The organism is Telluria beijingensis (assembly GCF_030770395.1).
Taxonomy (GTDB): domain Bacteria; phylum Pseudomonadota; class Gammaproteobacteria; order Burkholderiales; family Burkholderiaceae_D; genus Telluria; species Telluria beijingensis.
Genome location: NZ_CP132480.1, coordinates 4,012,026 through 4,028,590 on the forward strand (window position 1 = coordinate 4,012,026; position 16,565 = coordinate 4,028,590).

Below are 16,565 nucleotides of genomic sequence, written 5' to 3' on the forward strand. Positions count from 1 at the left end.
TCAATACAACAAGGAGACGACAGTGAAAGTATTCAAGCCCCTCATCCTCGCCTGCAGCCTGGCTGCCCTGCCGGCCTTCGCCCAGGTGAGCGTGTCGGTCGACACCACCAAGCCGGGCGCGCTCATCAACAAGAACGTGTACGGCCAGTTCGCCGAACACCTCGGCACCGGCATCTACGAGGGCATGTGGGTTGGCCCCGATTCGAAGATCCCGAACACCCGCGGCTGGCGCAACGACGTCGTGGGCGCGCTGAAGGAACTGAAGGTGCCGCTGGTGCGCTGGCCGGGCGGCTGCTTCGCGGACGAATACCACTGGCGCGACGGCATCGGCGCGCGCAACAAGCGTCCGGTCAAGGTCAATACCCACTGGGGCGGCGTGGCCGAGGACAACGCGGTCGGCACCCATGAATTCTTCGACCTGGTCGAGCTGCTGGGCACCGAAGCCTACGTCAACGGCAACCTGGGTTCCGGCACCCCGCAAGAGATGGCCGAGTGGCTCGAGTACATGACCTCGGACACCAAGTCGACCCTGGCCGAACTGCGCCGCAAGAATGGCCGCAAGGAGCCGTACAAGGTCGCCTATTTCGGCATCGGCAACGAAGCCTGGGGCTGCGGCGGCAATATGAAGCCCGAGTATTACGCCCACCTGTACAACCACTACGCCACCTTCCTCAAGACGCCACCGGGCGCGCGGCCGAAGATGGTCGCCAGCGGCGGCAACGACAACGACACCAAGTGGACCGAGGTGCTGAGCAAGGAAGCAGCGCGCGGCACCGACGGCATCAGCTACCACTACTACACCCTGCCGACCGGCGTGTGGGAGAAGAAGGGCGCCGCTACCGGCTTCCCGGAATCGGAATGGTTCTCGACCATGCAGCAGACCCTGCGCATGGACCAGCAGATAAAGCAGAACATCGCCATCCTCGACAAGAACGATCCCGAGAAGAAGATCGGTTTCTATGTCGACGAATGGGGCACCTGGTACGACGTGGAAGAGGGTACCAATCCGGGCTTCCTGTTCCAGCGTAATACCATCCGCGACGCGGTCGTGGCGGCGCTCAACTTCAACATCTTCCATGAATACGCCGAGCGCGTGCGCATGACGAATATCGCGCAGATGGTCAACGTGCTGCAGGCGATGATCATCACCGACAAGGACAAGATGCTGCTGACGCCGACCTACCACGCGTACAAGATGTACATCCCGTTCCAGGACGCGACCAAACTGCCGGTGGCGGTCGACAACGACGTGGCCTACTCGAGCAATGGCAAGGCGGTGCCGGGCATCAGCGCCACCGCGGCGCGCGCCAAGGACGGCAAGGTCTACGTCGCCCTGGTCAACACCCACCCGACCCGCGCCAGCGACGTCGCGCTCAACGTGGCCGGCCTGAATGTGGGCAGTGTGTCGGGCCAGGTGCTGACGGCCGAGAAGATGGACGCCCATAACACCTTCGCGCAGCCGCAGGCGGTCAAGCCGGCGCCGTTCAGCGCGAAGGCAACCGATGGCAAGCTGACGATCAAGGTCCCGGCCAAGGGCGTGATGGTCTTCGCCGTCGAGGCGTAAATGAAGGCCGCACGCGCAATCGCCCTGGCGATGGCGGTGTCGGCCTCGCTGACCGGTGCGGCCGCTTCTGCGATGGCCGCGCAGGTCGGCGTGCACGACCCGGTCATGGCGAAACAAGGCGACCGCTATTACCTGTTCAGCACCGGTCCCGGCATTACCTTCTACAGCTCGACGGACCTCAGGAACTGGAAGCCGGAAGGCCGCGTGTTCAAGGGCGAGCCGACCTGGGCGAAACAGGCCGCGCCGACCTTCAACGACCATATCTGGGCGCCGGACATCTATCACCACGACGGCAAGTATTACCTGTATTACTCGGTTTCGGGCTTTGGCAAGAATACCTCGGCCATCGGTGTCACCGTCAGCAAATCGCTCGATCCGCGCTCGCCCGACTACGGGTGGGTCGACCAGGGCATGGTGGTGCAGTCGATCCCGGGCCGCGACCTGTGGAACGCGATCGACTCGCACGTGATCGACGACGAACAGGGCACGCCGTGGATGTCGTTCGGCTCGTTCTGGGGCGGGCTGAAACTGGTCAAGCTCGATGCCAGCCGCACGAAACTGGCCGAGCCGCAGGAGTGGTCCACCATCGCGCGCCGCGAGCGGCCGGCCTTCACGCCGGACGAAGAAGCGGCGCCGGCGCAGATCGAGGCGCCGTTCATCTTCCCGAAAAACGGCTGGTACTACCTGTTCGCATCCTGGGACCTGTGCTGCAAGGGCAAGGACAGCACGTATAAAGTGGTCGTGGGCCGGTCGAAGTCGGTCAAGGGCCCTTATCTCGACCGCAATGGCGTCGACATGGCCAAGGGTGGCGGCTCGATCGTGATCCAGGGCGACAAGGACTGGGTGGGATTGGGCCACAACAGCGCCTACACCTTCGACGGCAAGGACTATATGGTGTTGCATGCCTACGAAAGCGCCGACAAGTACAAGCAAAAGCTCAAGGTGCTCGAGATGAAATGGGACAAGGACGGCTGGCCGGTGCTGGACCAGAAAGACCTGAACCGCTACCAAAGCGCGCTGCAGGAATGAAGACGCGTATCGCAGCCTTGAGCTTGCTGGTCGCCGGCGCCTGGGCGCAGGCCGCCGAAGTCTTCCCATTGTCCGACGTGCGCCTGCAGGCCGGCCCGTTCCTTGATGCCCAGACCACCAACCTGAACTACCTGATGGCGATGGAGCCGGACCGCCTGCTGGCGCCATTCCTGCGCGAAGCCGGCCTGCAGCCGCGCCAGCCCAGCTACGGCAACTGGGAGTCGACCGGCCTCGATGGCCATATGGGCGGTCACTACCTGTCGGCGCTGGCCTTGATGCATGCCTCGACCGGCGACGCCGAGACCCTGCGCCGCCTGAATTACTTCGTCGCGGAGCTGAAACGCGCGCAGCTGGCCAATGGCGACGGCTATATCGGCGGGATTCCCGGCGGACGCCAGGCCTGGCGCGACGTCGCGGCCGGCAAGCTGGAAGCCGACAACTTCTCGGTCAACGGCAAGTGGGTGCCCTGGTATAACCTGCACAAGGTGTATGCCGGCCTGCGCGATGCCTGGCGCTATGCCGGCAACGAGGATGCGAAAGTCATGCTGGTCGCCTTGTCCGACTGGGCGCTGGCCCTGACCTCGAAGCTGTCGCCAGAACAGATGCAGACCATGCTGCGCAGCGAGCATGGCGGCATGAACGAGATCTTCGTCGACGTGGCCGAGATGACGGGCGACCGGAAATACCTCGACCTGGCGCTGGCGTTCTCGCACCAGGCGATCCTGCAACCGCTGGCCAAACGGCAGGACCAGTTGACCGGCCTGCATGCGAATACCCAGATCCCGAAGGTGATCGGCTTCAAGCGCATCCATGATGCGACCGGGCGCCAGGACATGGGCGAGGCGGCCAAATTCTTCTGGCAGACCGTGGTCGACAAGCGCTCGGTGGCAATCGGCGGCAATAGCGTCAAGGAGCACTTCCACAGCCAGGACGATTTCGATCCCATGGTCCATGAAGTCGAAGGCCCGGAGACCTGCAACACCTATAACATGCTGAAGCTGACCCAGATGCTGTTCCAGTCGGAGCAGAAGGGCAGCTATGGTGACTACTACGAGCGCGCGCTGTACAACCACATCCTGTCGTCGCAGCGGCCGGAGGGCGGTTTCGTCTACTTCACGCCGATGCGGCCGAATCACTACCGCGTGTATTCGCAGGTGGACCACGGCATGTGGTGCTGCGTGGGCTCGGGCATCGAAAGCCATGCCAAGTACGGCGAATTCATCTACGCGCACGAGAAGGACACGCTGTTCGTCAACCTGTTCGTGGCCTCGACCCTGAACTGGCGTGAAAAGAACGTCCGCATCACCCAGGCCACCAGCTTCCCGGATACCGATACCACGCGCCTGACGGTCGATGGAGACGGCAGGTTCGCGATGAAGATCCGGTACCCTTTGTGGGTAGCACCGGGGCGCATGGAGGTGAAGGTCAACGGCAAGGCGGTCAAGCTGGACGCCCAGCCGGGCAACTACGCCACAGTGGAGCGCGCGTGGAAAAAGGGCGACCGTGTCGACGTGCGGCTGCCGATGACTACGCACCTGGAACAGATGCCGGGCAAGTCGAACTACTACGCGGTGCTGCATGGGCCGGTGGTGCTGGCGGCAAAGACGCGCATGCTCGGGGACGAGAAGCTCAACTTCCTGGCCGACGATTCGCGCATGGGGCATATCGCCTCGGGACCGATGTGCCCACTGGAGTCGGCGCCGATGTTCGTCAGCGATTCGACCGATTTCCTCGCCCGGTTCAAGCCGGTGGCCGGCAAGCCGCTGACGTTCACGGCGCCGGGGCTGGTGCACGGCGCCGATGGGCCGCGGACCGAGTTCATTCCTTTCTTCCGCCTGCACGAATCGCGCTACACGATGTACTGGCAGCATGCGACGCCGGGTAGCCTGAAGGAGCTGCAAGCGGCGAACGCGGCGCGCGAGGCGGACCGGATCGCGCTGGATGCCCGCACCATCGACCAGGTGGCGCCGGGTGAGCAGCAGCCGGAATCGGATCACTTTTTCAAGGGCGAGGGGAGCGAGGCGGGGATCAATAATGGTCGCCATTGGCGCCATGCTTCCAAATGGTTCAGCTATGAGCTGAACGATCCCAAGGGCGAGGCCAGGGTATTGCGGCTGGCGTTCGCCAAGGTGGATGCGGGACGGCGCTTCGATGTACTCGTCAATGGCAAGGTGCTGGCCGAGGTGACCCTCGACGCGAACGCAAAAGAGGACATCTACACCGTCGACTACCCGATCCCGGAAGCGATGCGCAAGGCGGCGAAGGGCAAGCTGAGTGTGCGCTTCGAGGCCAGGCCAGGGTCGGTCGCCGGTGGCCTGTACGGCCTGCGGCTGCTGCGCTAGTCAAGCCGCCGCTGGATTGGTCGCTACAGCATGCGCACCCAGTTGCCCTTGTAGAGGATCGGTCCGGTCGGCCCATCCGGGCTTGGCGAGCCGCCCCGCGGCTCGAGCGATACCGCCAGCACGGCGACATCGTCGCCGAGCGCTGCATCGGTCAGGGCCAGTTCGATCACGCCTTCGCCCGGAAGGACGCCCAGCGAACGTGGCGCGCCTGCCTTGGGCACCGCCCATAACTGCAGTGACTTGTCGCTGGCCACCGGGGCACTGCCGACCAGGCGCACGGTGAACACCTGGCGCCGGCTGTCGCCGGTCAGCAGCAGGGCAGTGCGCGCCTTGTCGTCGGTGAGGGTGGCCAGGTAGTCGACTTGCGGCCGGTCGAGCAGCGGCGAAGTGATCACGCCCACCAGCACCAGCGCCAGCGCGATCGACGCCAGGCTGAGCGAACGCCAGAAGGTGAGCGACTCACTGCGCCAGAACTGCCAGGCCGCATACCCGCGCGCCAGGCCCAGGCGGCGTTCGATCGCCTGCCAGACCTGGCGCCGCGGTTCGGCGCTGGCCGAGAATTCGGCCATCGGCATGAGCCGGTCCTGCCACTCGGCGGTCGTGCGGCGCAGGGCCGCGTCGTCGCGCAGCAGGGTTTCGAAGCGGCGCCGTGCGCCGCCCTTGAGCGTACCGAGCACGTATTCGGCGGCCAGCTTGTCGCACAGGGCGGGGTTGTCGCGGATATTCATGCGCGCTCGCCCTTGGCAAGACAGGCCTTCAAGCGTTCCAGGCTGCGCCGGATCCAGGTCTTGACGGTGCCGATCGGGATCGCCATCTGCTGCGCCACTTCGCTGTGCGACAGGTCATGGAAAAAGGCCAGGCCAACCACTTGCCGGTGCAGCCCTTCGAGCGTGGACATGCAATAGGCCAGCGCCCTGGCATCACGGCTGACGAGCAGCGCGTCGATCGGGTTCGCGCGTGGATCCTGCAGTGCGTCCATGATTGCGCTATCGAACACCCGGCCATCGATGTCGGCCTCGCCACCATGACGCCGCAGCAGGTCGAGCGCCTTGTTGCGCACGATGGTCGTCATCCAGGTCATGGGCGCCGCCAGGTGGCTCTGGTAGGTGCTGGCGCCGTTCCAGATCGCGATGTATCCATCTTGCAGCGCCTCCTCGGCCAGTTCGCGTTTACCCAATATACGCAGTGCAAAGCCAAACAGTTTCGGCGACGTGGCGTCGTACAGGGCGCGAAATGCGGTCGCGTTGCGTTGCGCTACGGCATTCAACCATGCGCGCAGCTGTTCGGGATCGGGGGTGAGAGAGTCTGGCACTGCATTCCTTGTCGATACATGCGTTGACGAAATTGCTTGTATTGACATTATCACAAGCGACGGATTGCGCTCGCGCGCCATGGAATCGTGCGCAGCTAGTCGGACATTTCGCGATGCATCTTCAAATAGTTGAAACCGTGCGCGGCGAGCGTGAGTACAAGACGTACGCGCTGCCTCGTCCGGTCTAGCAGATTTCCTGACTGAACTTGCGAGCATGCGACGGCCCGGTTTCTTGATCGTTGTTCCAACAGGAGAACTACCATGACAGACACGAATGTGACCTTGGCACTGCTTGAATCCCGCAAGCAGAAACTTGAAAAGCGCCGTTCCTTCTTCAAGAACGTGGGCGGTATCAGCGTCGGCATGGTCGGCGGCACCTTCCTGAGCGCCTGCGGCGGCTCGGTCAAGGACGCCATTGCCCAGGCCGCGCAGCCGACCGACATCGATATCCTCAATTTCGCGCTGAACCTGGAATATCTGGAAGCGCAGTTCTATTCCTATGCGGCGCTCGGGATCGGTTTGCCAGCCAATATGTTGACCGGCGCCGGCACCCAGGGCGCGGTCACCGGCGGCCGCCAGGTGCAATTCAAGGATCCCCTGGTGGCCCAATATGCGAAAGAGATCGCCCAGGACGAAATCGCCCACGTGGCTTTCCTGCGTGGGGCGCTCGGTGGGGCGGCGGTGGCGCAGCCGGCGCTCGATATCGGCGGCACCGATCCGAATGGCGCATTCTCGAGCGCGGCGCGGGCGGCCGGCCTGGTTGGGCCGGGCGTCGCCTTCGATCCGTATGCCAGCGATGAAAACTTCCTGTTGGGCGCCTTCATATTCGAGGACGTCGGGGTGACTGCCTATAAAGGCGCTTCGCCACTCATCCAGAACAAGACTTTCCTTGAAGCTGCAGCAGGGATCCTGGCCGCGGAGGCATATCACGCCGGCCTGGTACGCACGGTGCTGTATTCGAAAGGCTTGGGCACGCCATCCTTGCGCACCGCTGCGACCGCGATTTCGAATGCGCGCGATAGCCTGGACGGATCGTCCGATGTCGACCAGGGGATTGTGCATGCCACCGACAGCACGGTGTCGAATATCGTGCCGCTGGATAAGGATGGCATCGCGTTCAGCCGCACGCCAGGCGATGTGCTCAATATCGTGTACCTGACCAGGGAGTCGGTCACGATGGGTGGATTTTTCCCGCGCGGGGCGAATGGCGTGTTGAATATGAGTTCGGCCTATTCCTGATTCCAGGGCGCTGGACGAGGTGTTTCTCGTCCAGCGCGTATTCCAGTGGGCGGCTTTATTTTTCCGATACAGAAAAACATATCACACGTGCCAAAAAATTGATTGGAAGAGTATCTCACTTTGGCCTAGGATTGCAGAACAACAATACCGGAGACAAGTGATGAGACTCACCCGCAGGAACCTCCTGGGCGCCGCCGTGGCCGCCGCAATCGCGCCGACCACCGCCTTCGCCGCCAAGCCCCTCACCATCGGCTTCTCGCAGGTCGGCGCCGAAAGCGAATGGCGCACCGCGAACACCGCATCGATCAAGGACGCCGCCAGGAAGGCCGGCGTCAACCTCAAGTTCGCCGACGCCCAGCAGCGCCAGGAAAACCAGGTCAAGGCGATCCGTTCCTTCATCGCCCAGCGGGTCGACATCATCGCCTTCTCGCCGGTCGTCGAATCGGGCTGGGATACCGTGCTGCGCGAAGCCAAGCGCGCCAATATCCCGGTGATCCTGACCGACCGCGCCGTGAAAGTCAGCGACCAGTCGCTGTACGTCACCCTGCTGGGATCGGACTTCGTGGAAGAAGGCCGCCGCGCCGCGCGCTGGCTGGTGGAGCATGCGAAGAAGAACCCGACCCGCGCCTATAACATCGTCGAGCTGCAGGGCACCGTGGGCTCGGCCCCGGCCATCGACCGCAAGGCCGGTTTCGCCGAAGTGATGAAGAGCGAGCCACGCCTGAAGATCATCCGTTCCCAGACCGGCGACTTCACCCGCGCCAAGGGCAAGGAGGTGATGGAAGCCTTCCTGAAATCCGAAGGCAAGAACATCACCGTGCTGTACGCGCACAACGACGATATGGCGATCGGCGCGATCCAGGCGATCGAGGAAGCCGGCTTCAAGCCGGGCAAGGACATCCTGGTGGTGTCGATCGATGGCGTGCGCGGCGCGTTCGAGGCCATGTTGCAGGGCAAGCTGAACGTGACCGTCGAGTGCAATCCGCTGCTCGGTCCTCAGCTGATGGAAGCGGCGAAGGCGGTCAAGGCTGGCAAGCCGGTCCCGAAACGCATCGTGGTGAACGAAGGTGTCTTCCCGGCCGAAATCGCAGCCAAGGAATTCCCGAACCGTAAATACTGAGGCGACCATGCTCGCCTCGACCACGGCAATGCCGGTCCTGGAAGTGACCGGCATCCACAAGCTATTCCCCGGCGTGAAAGCCTTGTCCGACGCGGGCCTGCGCCTGTTTCCGGGCGAAGTGCACACGCTGATGGGCCAGAACGGCGCCGGCAAATCCACGCTGATCAAGGTGCTGACCGGCGTCTACCAGCCCGAGCGCGGCAGTATCGTGCTCGGCGGCGAGCAGATCGCCCCGCGCTCGACCCAGCACGCCCAGGAACTCGGCATCAGCACCGTGTACCAGGAAGTGAACCTGTGCCCGAACCTGTCGGTCGCCGAAAACATCTTCATCGGCCGCTACCCGCGCCGCTTCGGCATGATCGACTGGCGCACGATGCGCCGCGACGCCGCCGAGCTGCTGGCGCGTTTGCAGGTGAATATCGACGTCGCCCAGCCGCTGGCCAGTTATCCTCTGGCGATCCAGCAGATGGTGGCGATCGCGCGCGCGCTGAACATTTCAGCCAAGGTGCTGATCCTCGACGAACCGACCTCCAGCCTCGACGAGGCCGAGGTGCAGCTGCTGTTCTCGGTGCTGCGCGGCTTGCGCGAGCAGGGCATGGCGATCCTGTTCGTCACCCACTTCCTCGAGCAGACTTATGCGATCTCGGACCGCATCACGGTGATGCGCAACGGCGAGCGCGAAGGCGAGTACCTGTGCGCCGAGCTGTCGCGCCTGGCCCTGGTGAACAAGATGATCGGCGTCGCCGCCGATACTGCGGAGCAGGCGCCGACCTGCATGGAACAGGGCATGGAAGCCGGCCCGACCTTCCTGCAGACCAGACAACTCGCCCGCCGCGGCGCTCTGGCCCCGCTCGACCTGGAAGTGAAGCAGGGCGAACTGCTGGGCCTTGCCGGCCTGCTGGGTTCAGGCCGCACCGAGACCGCGCGCCTGCTGTTCGGCGCCGACAAGGCCGACAACGGCGCGATCGAGATCGACGGCCGCGCAAAGACCTTCGCCACGCCGCGTGACGCCATCCAGCAAGGCATCGGCTTCTGCTCCGAAGACCGCAAGCACGAAGGCGCGATCCTGGACCTGTCGGTGCGCGAGAACCTGATCCTGGCGCTGCAGGCGCGCCAGGGCATCCTGCGCGCGATCCCGCTGCGCCGCCAGCAGGAACTGGCCGACCATTATGTGAAACAACTGGGGATCAAGACGGCGAATATCGAAACGCCGATCGGCACGCTCTCGGGCGGCAACCAGCAAAAAGTGCTGCTGGCGCGCTGGCTGGCCACCGAGCCAAAGCTGATGATCCTCGACGAACCCACGCGCGGCATCGACGTGCGCGCCAAGCAGGAAATCATGGATTACGTCACCACGCTGTGCCGCAAGGGCATGGCCATCCTGTTCATCTCGTCCGAACTGCCCGAGGTGCTGCGCGTGAGCGACCGCATCGTCGTCATGCGCGACCGCAAGGCCTGCGGCGAATACCGCCGCGGTGAGCTCGACGACAGCTCGGTGCTGCACGTGATCGCCGGGGAGGGCTGCCAATGACGGTCGCCAAGCTCACGGCGGGAACCCAGGATTCATTCGTCTCGAAAGTCCTGTCCCACCACCTGTTCCGCCCCCTGGCCGCGCTGGGCGTGCTGCTGCTGATCGACTTCCTCCTGATTCCCGGCTTCTTCCGCCTCGAGATCAAGGACGGCCACCTGTATGGCGCCCTGGTCGACATCGTCAACCGCGCCGCGCCCCTGATGCTGGCCGCGATCGGCATGACCCTGGTGATCGCCACCCGCGGTATCGACATCTCGGTCGGCGCGGTGGTGGCGCTGTCCGGCACCGTGGCCTCGATGCTCATCGGCGGCACGATGGTGATCCAGGACGGCGTGCCGGTCTACGTGGCCGAGACGCCGATGCTGATCGCGATGGCCGCCGCGTTAGGGGCTGCGCTGCTGTGCGGCCTGTGGAATGGCGCGCTGGTGGCTGGCCTCGGCCTGCAGCCGATCGTCGCCACCCTGATCCTGATGGTGGCCGGCCGCGGCCTGGCCCAGTTGCTCACCGATGGCCAGATCGTCACCGTCTACTACCAGCCGTTCTTCTTCCTCGGCAGCGGCTACCTGTTCGGCCTGCCGTTCGCGCTGTTCGTGGTGGCGGCGGTATTCGGCGTCACGGCGCTGCTGCTGCGCCATACCGCGCTCGGCCTGTTCATCCAGGCGGTGGGCATCAATCCGGTGGCCGCGCGCCTGGCCGGCATCCGCACCGCGGCCCTGATCGTGTTCGTCTACGTGTTCGCCGCCGCCTGCGCCGGCATGGCGGGCCTCATGATCAGCTCCAACGTGAAAAGCGCCGACGCCAACAACGCCGGCCTGATGCTCGAACTCGATGCGATCCTGGCCGTGACGCTGGGCGGCACTTCGCTGGCCGGCGGCAAGTTCAGCCTGGCCGGCTCCATCATCGGGGCGCTGATCATCCAGACGCTCACCTACACCATCTATTCGCTGGGCGTGCCGCCCGAGATCAATATGGTCGTCAAGTCGGTCGTCGTGTTCCTGGTCTGTATCTCGCAGTCCGACCAGTTCAAGAATCTGTGGAAGCGGAGGGCGGCATGATTGCGCTCGTTCATCACGCACGCAGGCTCTCGAAAGCGCCGTCGTTCACCTCGATGGTCACGGTGGTCCTGCTTGCCGCCATGCTGCTGATCGGCGGCGCGCTGTACGAGGGCTTCCTGTCGCTGCAGGTGATGCTCAACCTCCTGATCGACAACGCCTTTTTGCTGGTGATCGCGATCGGCATGGGCTTCGTGATCCTGTCCGGCGGGATCGATTTATCCGTCGGCGCCGTGCTGGCGCTGTCGACCATGATCGCGGCCTGGCTGCTGCAGGTCGCCCACTGGCCGCCGCTGGCGGTGATCGCTGTCGTGCTGCTGATGGGCGCGGCGTTCGGCGGGGGCATGGGCGCGATCATCCATTACTTCCGCCTGCAGCCCTTCATCGTCACGCTGGCCGGCATGTTCCTGGCGCGCGGCCTGTGCTACCTGATCAGCATCGAGTCGATCACGATCGAGGATCCGCTGTTCGTGGCCATGTCGCAGACGCAGATCCCGTTCTTCGGCGGCTTCCTGTCGCCCGGCGCCCTGATCGCGCTCGGCATGCTGGCCTTCGCCGTCTGGCTGGCCCACTACAGCGGCTTCGGGCGCGCGGTGTATGCGGTGGGCGGCAACGAACAGTCGGCGGCCATGATGGGCTTGTCGGTCGGGCGCACCAAGGTCGCCGTGTATGCCCTGAGCGGCTTCTGTGCGTCGCTGGCCGGGCTGCTGTTCGCGTTCTACATGCTGTCCGGCTACGGCCTGCATGCGCAGGGCACGGAACTCGACGCCATCGCCGCCGTCGTCATCGGCGGCACGCTGCTCACCGGCGGCTACGGCTATATCGCCGGTGCGTTGTCGGGCGTGCTGGTGCTGGGCACGATCCAGACCCTGATCGCCTTCGACGGCACCCTCAGCTCGTGGTGGACCCGCATCGTGATCGGCGGCCTGCTGTTCGTGTTCTGCGTGGTGCAGCGCGTAATGTCGTTCAAATCAAAATAACACTTCAGGAGACATAGATGTTCAAGCAAATCATCCTCGCCGCCGCCCTGTGCGCCGCAACGTTAGCGCAAGCGAGCAACCCGATCGTCAAGGACATCTTCACCGCCGACCCGGCGGCGCTGGTAGACAACGGCCGCGTCTACCTCTACGTCGGCAAGGACGACGCCCCGGTCGGCGGCAAGGACTATCTGATGAACGAGTGGCGCGTGTATTCGAGCTGCGACATGAAGAAGTGGACCGATCACGGTTCGCCGCTGCGCTACTCCACCTTCAAATGGGCCGGGCGCGACGCCTGGGCCTCGGACATCATCAAGCGCGACGGTAAATACTACTTCTACTCGACGGTCGACCATGCGACCATCCCCGGCAAGGCGATTGGCGTGGCGGTGTCGAACAGCCCGACCGGCCCCTTCGTCGACGCCCTCGGCAAGGCCCTGGTCACGAACGACATGACCAAGGAAACCAAGATCCTGTGGGACGACATCGATCCCGCCGTGTTCATCGACGACGACGGCCAGGCCTATCTGTACTGGGGCAACACGGTGATGAAGTACGCCAAGCTCAAGCCGAACATGATCGAACTGGATGGCCCGATCCACACCGTCGGCCTCGAGAACTTCGTCGAGGCGGCCTATATGCACAAGCACAAGGGCACCTATTACCTGACCTATTCGCGCCACTTCCCGGAAGAGACGGTGTACATGACCGGCCCCACCGTGACCGGTCCATGGACGATGGGCGGGGTAATCATGGAAAAGAATACCAACGTCAAGACCATCCACCAGGCCATCGTCCAGTTCAATAACAAGTCTTATATCTTCTACCACAACGGCAAGCTGCCGACCGGCGGCGAATACCGCCGCTCGGTCGCGGTAGAAGAATTGCGCTATGGCCCGGACGGCGCCATCCTGCCGATCCCGCAAACGGCCGAAGGCCCGGCCGCCAATCCTGCGCCAGGCTGCAAGTGATAACCGCAGCAGTGAAATACTGCCGGGCCGATATCCAAACTGATATGATTTCTTGATGGATACGACAAACCCGAACTGGTTCCTGAAGGCGCGCCTCAAGACGCGCCAACTGCTGCTCCTGATCGCGCTGGACGATTACCGCAACATCCACCGCGCGGCCGAAGAGCTGCACATGACGCAGCCGGCGGCATCGAAGCAGGTCAAGGACCTGGAAGAGATGCTCGACGTGCGCCTGTTCGAGCGCCTGCCGCGCGGGATGGAACCGACCATCTACGGCGAGACGATGATCCGCCACGCGCGCATGGCGCTCACCAGCCTGGCGCTGGCGCACGACGACATCGTGGCGCTCAAGGCCGGGCTGGCGGGGCAGGTCGAGGTGGGCGTGATCATGGCGCCGGCGATGGCGCTGCTGCCGCGCGCGATCGCCCGCATCAAGGAACAGGCGCCGCTGCTGCGCATCGGCGTGCAGCTCGAGTCGAGCAATGTTTTGCTCGACAAGCTCAAGCACGGCACGCTCGACTTCATGATCGGCCGCATCCTCGAGAAGGAAGACTCTACCGGCCTGATCTACGAAGAGCTGACCGAGGAGCCGGCCTGCGCGGTCGTGCGTCCCGGCCACCCGCTGCTGGAGCGGCGCGACCTGACGCTGGCGGACATCGCCGAGCGGCCGTGGATCCTGCCGTCGCCGGGCAGCATCCTGCGCCACCGCTTCGACATGATGTTCCTGCGCGCCGGCCTGCAGCCGCCGGTCAACGTGGTCGACACCACGGCCTTGCTGCTGGTGACGGCGCTGCTGCAGCAGACCGATGCCCTGCACGTCATGCCGCTGGAGGTGGCGCAATACTATGCCTCGCTGAACGTGATGAGCATCCTGCCGATCGAGCTGCCATGCAAGATGGATGCCTTCGGCATCATCCGCCAGCAAGACCACCTGCTGTCGCCGGGCGCCGACCTGCTGTTGAAAGCGGTGCGCGCCGCCGCGGCCGAGATCTATTGATCCGTAGTGCCAACACAACCACCAAAAGTCACGGATGTGTAACGGGCGCAGCCCATCCAGTTTGCTCGCTATAATCGCCGACAACAATAAAATGTTGGCGGCGGGGCAATAAGAACGCGAGGGGAAACGTTCCAGTGTAGTAAGCCCAGCCAGCTTCGAGAGAGAACCAGACTGGGTATTCCTGATGAGCAACCTGAGCAGTTTCCCGCCGACGGCCGTTGGCGGCTTGGCATTGGGTGAGCCGGCCACCTGGCCGGATGGCCTGCGCGCTATCGGCGACCTGATCCTTGCCTCGCGCTTCCCGATGTTCCTGGCCATCGGCCACGACCTGCGCCTGTTCTACAACGACGCTTATTCCGACCTGCTGGGCGACAAGCACCCGGCCGCGCGGGGTGCGCCCTATGCCAGCATCCGGCCCGAGCTGTGGGAACGCATGCGTCCCTATTTCGAGCTGGTGCTGGCCGGCGAGGCGACCCAGCTCCAGCACGCCCTGATGGAATTCGAGCGCAACGGCAAGCGCGAGCGGCGCTTCTTCTGCGTCTCGCTGTCGCCGGTGCGCCATGCCGGCGACGTGGTGGGCGTGTATTGCGTGCTCACCGAGACCACGTCCGACGTGCTGTCCGAGCACCGCCACGCCTTCCACCAGAAGCTGGGCGAGACCCTCGACGGCCTGGACGACGCAGTCCACATCATGAAGGCCACCAGCGCCATGACCGGGCAGACCCTGGGCGTGGCGCGGGTCGGCTATGGCGAGATCGATGCCGCCTGCCGCACCGTCAGCATCGACCGCGACTGGACCGACGGCCGCATGGCCAGCCTGGGCGGCATGTCGCACCCGCTGGCGGCCTTCGGGCCCGACATCGTCGCCATGCTGCGCCAGGGCCGCACCGTGCGCATCGACGACGTCGGCGCCGACGGGCGTTCGGCCGGGTTCGTCGCGGCCTATGCCGGCATCGGCGCGCGCGCGGTGGTGATCGTGCCGATCATCGAAGACGGACGGCTGGCCGCCGTGTTCTACCTGCACGAACCGTTCGCGCGCCACTGGACCGAGCAAGAGACGGCGATGGCCGAGGACGTCGCGCGCCATACGCGCGAGGTGGTGCGCCGCTCGCGGCTCGAGGAGACCGTGCGCGCCGCGGCGCTCGAGCGCGATGCGCTGCTGCAGAGCGAACGCGCGGCGCGGGTGCAGGCCGAGCGCCTGAGCCGCGCCAAGGATGAATTCCTGGCCATGCTGGCGCACGAGCTGCGCAATCCCCTGGCGCCGATCAGCAGCTCGGCCAGCCTGCTCAGCATGCAGTTCGCCAGCGAGCCGCGCATCTGCCAGACCAGCTCCATCATCAGCCGCCAGGTCAAGCACATGAGCCGCCTGATCGACGACCTGCTGGACGTCTCGCGCGTAACGCGCGGCCTGGTCAAGCTCAAGCTGGCCACGGTGGACTTCCGCGAGGTGGTGACGGGCGCGCTCGACCAGACCCGCCCGCTGGTGCTCGAGAAGGCGCACCAGGTGGCGGTCGAGCTGCCCGACGCGCCGGTCTTGGTGCGCGGCGACCACACGCGGCTGGTGCAGAGCGTGGCCAATATCGTCAACAACGCCGCCAAGTACACGCCGAAAGGGGGCCAGCTCGCGCTGGCGCTGGAGGCGCTCGATGGCCGCATGGTCTTGCGCGTGCGCGACAACGGCTCGGGCATGCCGCCCGACCTGGTGCCGAGCGTGTTCGACCTGTTCACGCAAGGCGCGCGCACGCTGGCGCGCTCGCAGGGCGGGCTGGGGCTGGGCCTGACCCTGGTCAAGCGCCTGGTCGACCTGCACGAGGGCGAGGTGGCGGCCCACAGTGATGGCGTCGGCTTCGGCAGCACCTTCACGCTTACCTTGCCCTGCGTGACGGGCGCCTGCGACGGCCTTGACGCCCAGCCGGGCGACCTTGACGCCGCGCGCGCCACCCTGCGCCGCAAGCTGAAGGTGCTGATCGTGGACGACAACAGCGACGCCGCCGACAGCCTGGCCACGCTGCTGCAGGTCCAGGGCCACGCCACCTCGGTCGAATACGACGCCCAGTCGGCCCTGCGCCGCGCGCGCGCCGAGCGGCCCGACGTGATGCTGATCGATATCGGCCTGCCCGACGTCGACGGTTATCAACTGGCGCAAGAGCTGCGCGCGCTGCCTGAGACGGCCACCACGGTGCCGGTGGCGGTGACGGGCTATGGCCAGGCCCGGGACCGTGAACGCGCGTTGCAGGCGGGCTTCGCCCACCACCTGGTCAAGCCGGTCGACATGACGGCGCTGGTGCGCATCCTCGAGTCGAGCGCCGCGCTTGCAGCCGCGGTGGAAGCCGATGCGACCACGCCGCGGCCATCGTCGGCGTCCGAATCCGAAGAGGCGCTGGCGCCGGCGTGAATCGCACCGGCCGGCCACGGCCCATCGGCGGCGAGG

At 64.9% G+C, this 16,565-nt stretch carries 13 protein-coding genes; 11 read left to right on the top strand and 2 right to left on the bottom strand.

The window, feature by feature from the left end:
• Nucleotides 1–22 precede the first annotated feature (22 nt).
• The 3 genes from Q9246_RS17820 to Q9246_RS17830 are packed head-to-tail and all read left to right on the top strand — an operon-like array spanning nt 23 to nt 4,935.
• Complete coding sequence (locus tag Q9246_RS17820) at nt 23–1,564, top strand: alpha-N-arabinofuranosidase (protein WP_306392002.1); 1,542 nt, start codon at nt 23–25, stop codon at nt 1,562–1,564.
• A complete protein-coding gene (locus Q9246_RS17825) occupies nt 1,565–2,593 on the top strand; it encodes an arabinan endo-1,5-alpha-L-arabinosidase (protein WP_306392004.1) in 1,029 nt (342 codons plus the stop codon). It abuts the gene before it with no gap.
• Nucleotides 2,590–4,935: a beta-L-arabinofuranosidase domain-containing protein gene (locus tag Q9246_RS17830; protein WP_306392006.1), complete on the top strand. Its 2,346-nt coding sequence runs from the start codon at nt 2,590–2,592 to the stop codon at nt 4,933–4,935. The genes Q9246_RS17825 and Q9246_RS17830 overlap by 4 nt, the downstream gene beginning before the upstream one ends.
• A 23-nt stretch (nt 4,936–4,958) precedes the next feature.
• On the opposite strand, the gene Q9246_RS17835 is transcribed toward Q9246_RS17830, so the two are convergent.
• On the bottom strand, nt 4,959–5,663 hold the full coding sequence (locus Q9246_RS17835; RefSeq protein ID WP_306392007.1) for an anti-sigma factor: 705 nt from the start codon (nt 5,661–5,663) through the stop codon (nt 4,959–4,961).
• Nucleotides 5,660–6,295, bottom strand: a complete 636-nt coding sequence (locus tag Q9246_RS17840) for a sigma-70 family RNA polymerase sigma factor (RefSeq protein WP_422802393.1) — start codon at nt 6,293–6,295, stop codon at nt 5,660–5,662. The genes Q9246_RS17835 and Q9246_RS17840 overlap by 4 nt, the downstream gene beginning before the upstream one ends.
• Before the next feature lie 213 nt (nt 6,296–6,508).
• Here Q9246_RS17840 and Q9246_RS17845 point away from each other — a divergent pair, with 213 nt between their 5' ends.
• The 8 genes from Q9246_RS17845 (at nt 6,509) to Q9246_RS17880 (ending at nt 16,529) form a co-directional block, all read left to right on the top strand.
• A complete protein-coding gene (locus Q9246_RS17845; RefSeq protein WP_306392010.1) occupies nt 6,509–7,486 on the top strand; it encodes a ferritin-like domain-containing protein in 978 nt (325 codons plus the stop codon).
• A gap of 160 nt (nt 7,487–7,646) precedes the next feature.
• A complete protein-coding gene (locus Q9246_RS17850; protein ID WP_306392012.1) occupies nt 7,647–8,606 on the top strand; it encodes an ABC transporter substrate-binding protein in 960 nt (319 codons plus the stop codon).
• A gap of 7 nt (nt 8,607–8,613) precedes the next feature.
• A complete protein-coding gene (locus tag Q9246_RS17855) occupies nt 8,614–10,137 on the top strand; it encodes a sugar ABC transporter ATP-binding protein (RefSeq protein WP_306392013.1) in 1,524 nt (507 codons plus the stop codon).
• Entirely contained in the window at nt 10,134–11,192 is a 1,059-nt protein-coding gene (locus Q9246_RS17860) for an ABC transporter permease (RefSeq protein ID WP_306392014.1), read from the top strand. Before Q9246_RS17855 ends, Q9246_RS17860 begins: the two co-directional genes overlap by 4 nt.
• On the top strand, nt 11,189–12,169 hold the full coding sequence (gene yjfF, locus Q9246_RS17865; RefSeq protein ID WP_306392016.1) for a galactofuranose ABC transporter, permease protein YjfF: 981 nt from the start codon (nt 11,189–11,191) through the stop codon (nt 12,167–12,169). The genes Q9246_RS17860 and yjfF overlap by 4 nt, the downstream gene beginning before the upstream one ends.
• Nucleotides 12,170–12,186: 17 nt before the next feature.
• On the top strand, nt 12,187–13,137 hold the full coding sequence (locus Q9246_RS17870; protein ID WP_306392018.1) for a glycoside hydrolase family 43 protein: 951 nt from the start codon (nt 12,187–12,189) through the stop codon (nt 13,135–13,137).
• A gap of 55 nt (nt 13,138–13,192) precedes the next feature.
• Nucleotides 13,193–14,134 (top strand): LysR family transcriptional regulator, encoded by a 942-nt coding sequence (locus tag Q9246_RS17875; RefSeq protein WP_306392019.1) that lies wholly within the window; start codon nt 13,193–13,195, stop codon nt 14,132–14,134.
• Nucleotides 14,135–14,318: 184 nt separating this feature from the next.
• Complete coding sequence (locus tag Q9246_RS17880; RefSeq protein ID WP_306392020.1) at nt 14,319–16,529, top strand: hybrid sensor histidine kinase/response regulator; 2,211 nt, start codon at nt 14,319–14,321, stop codon at nt 16,527–16,529.
• The last annotated feature ends 36 nt before the right edge of the window (nt 16,530–16,565 follow it).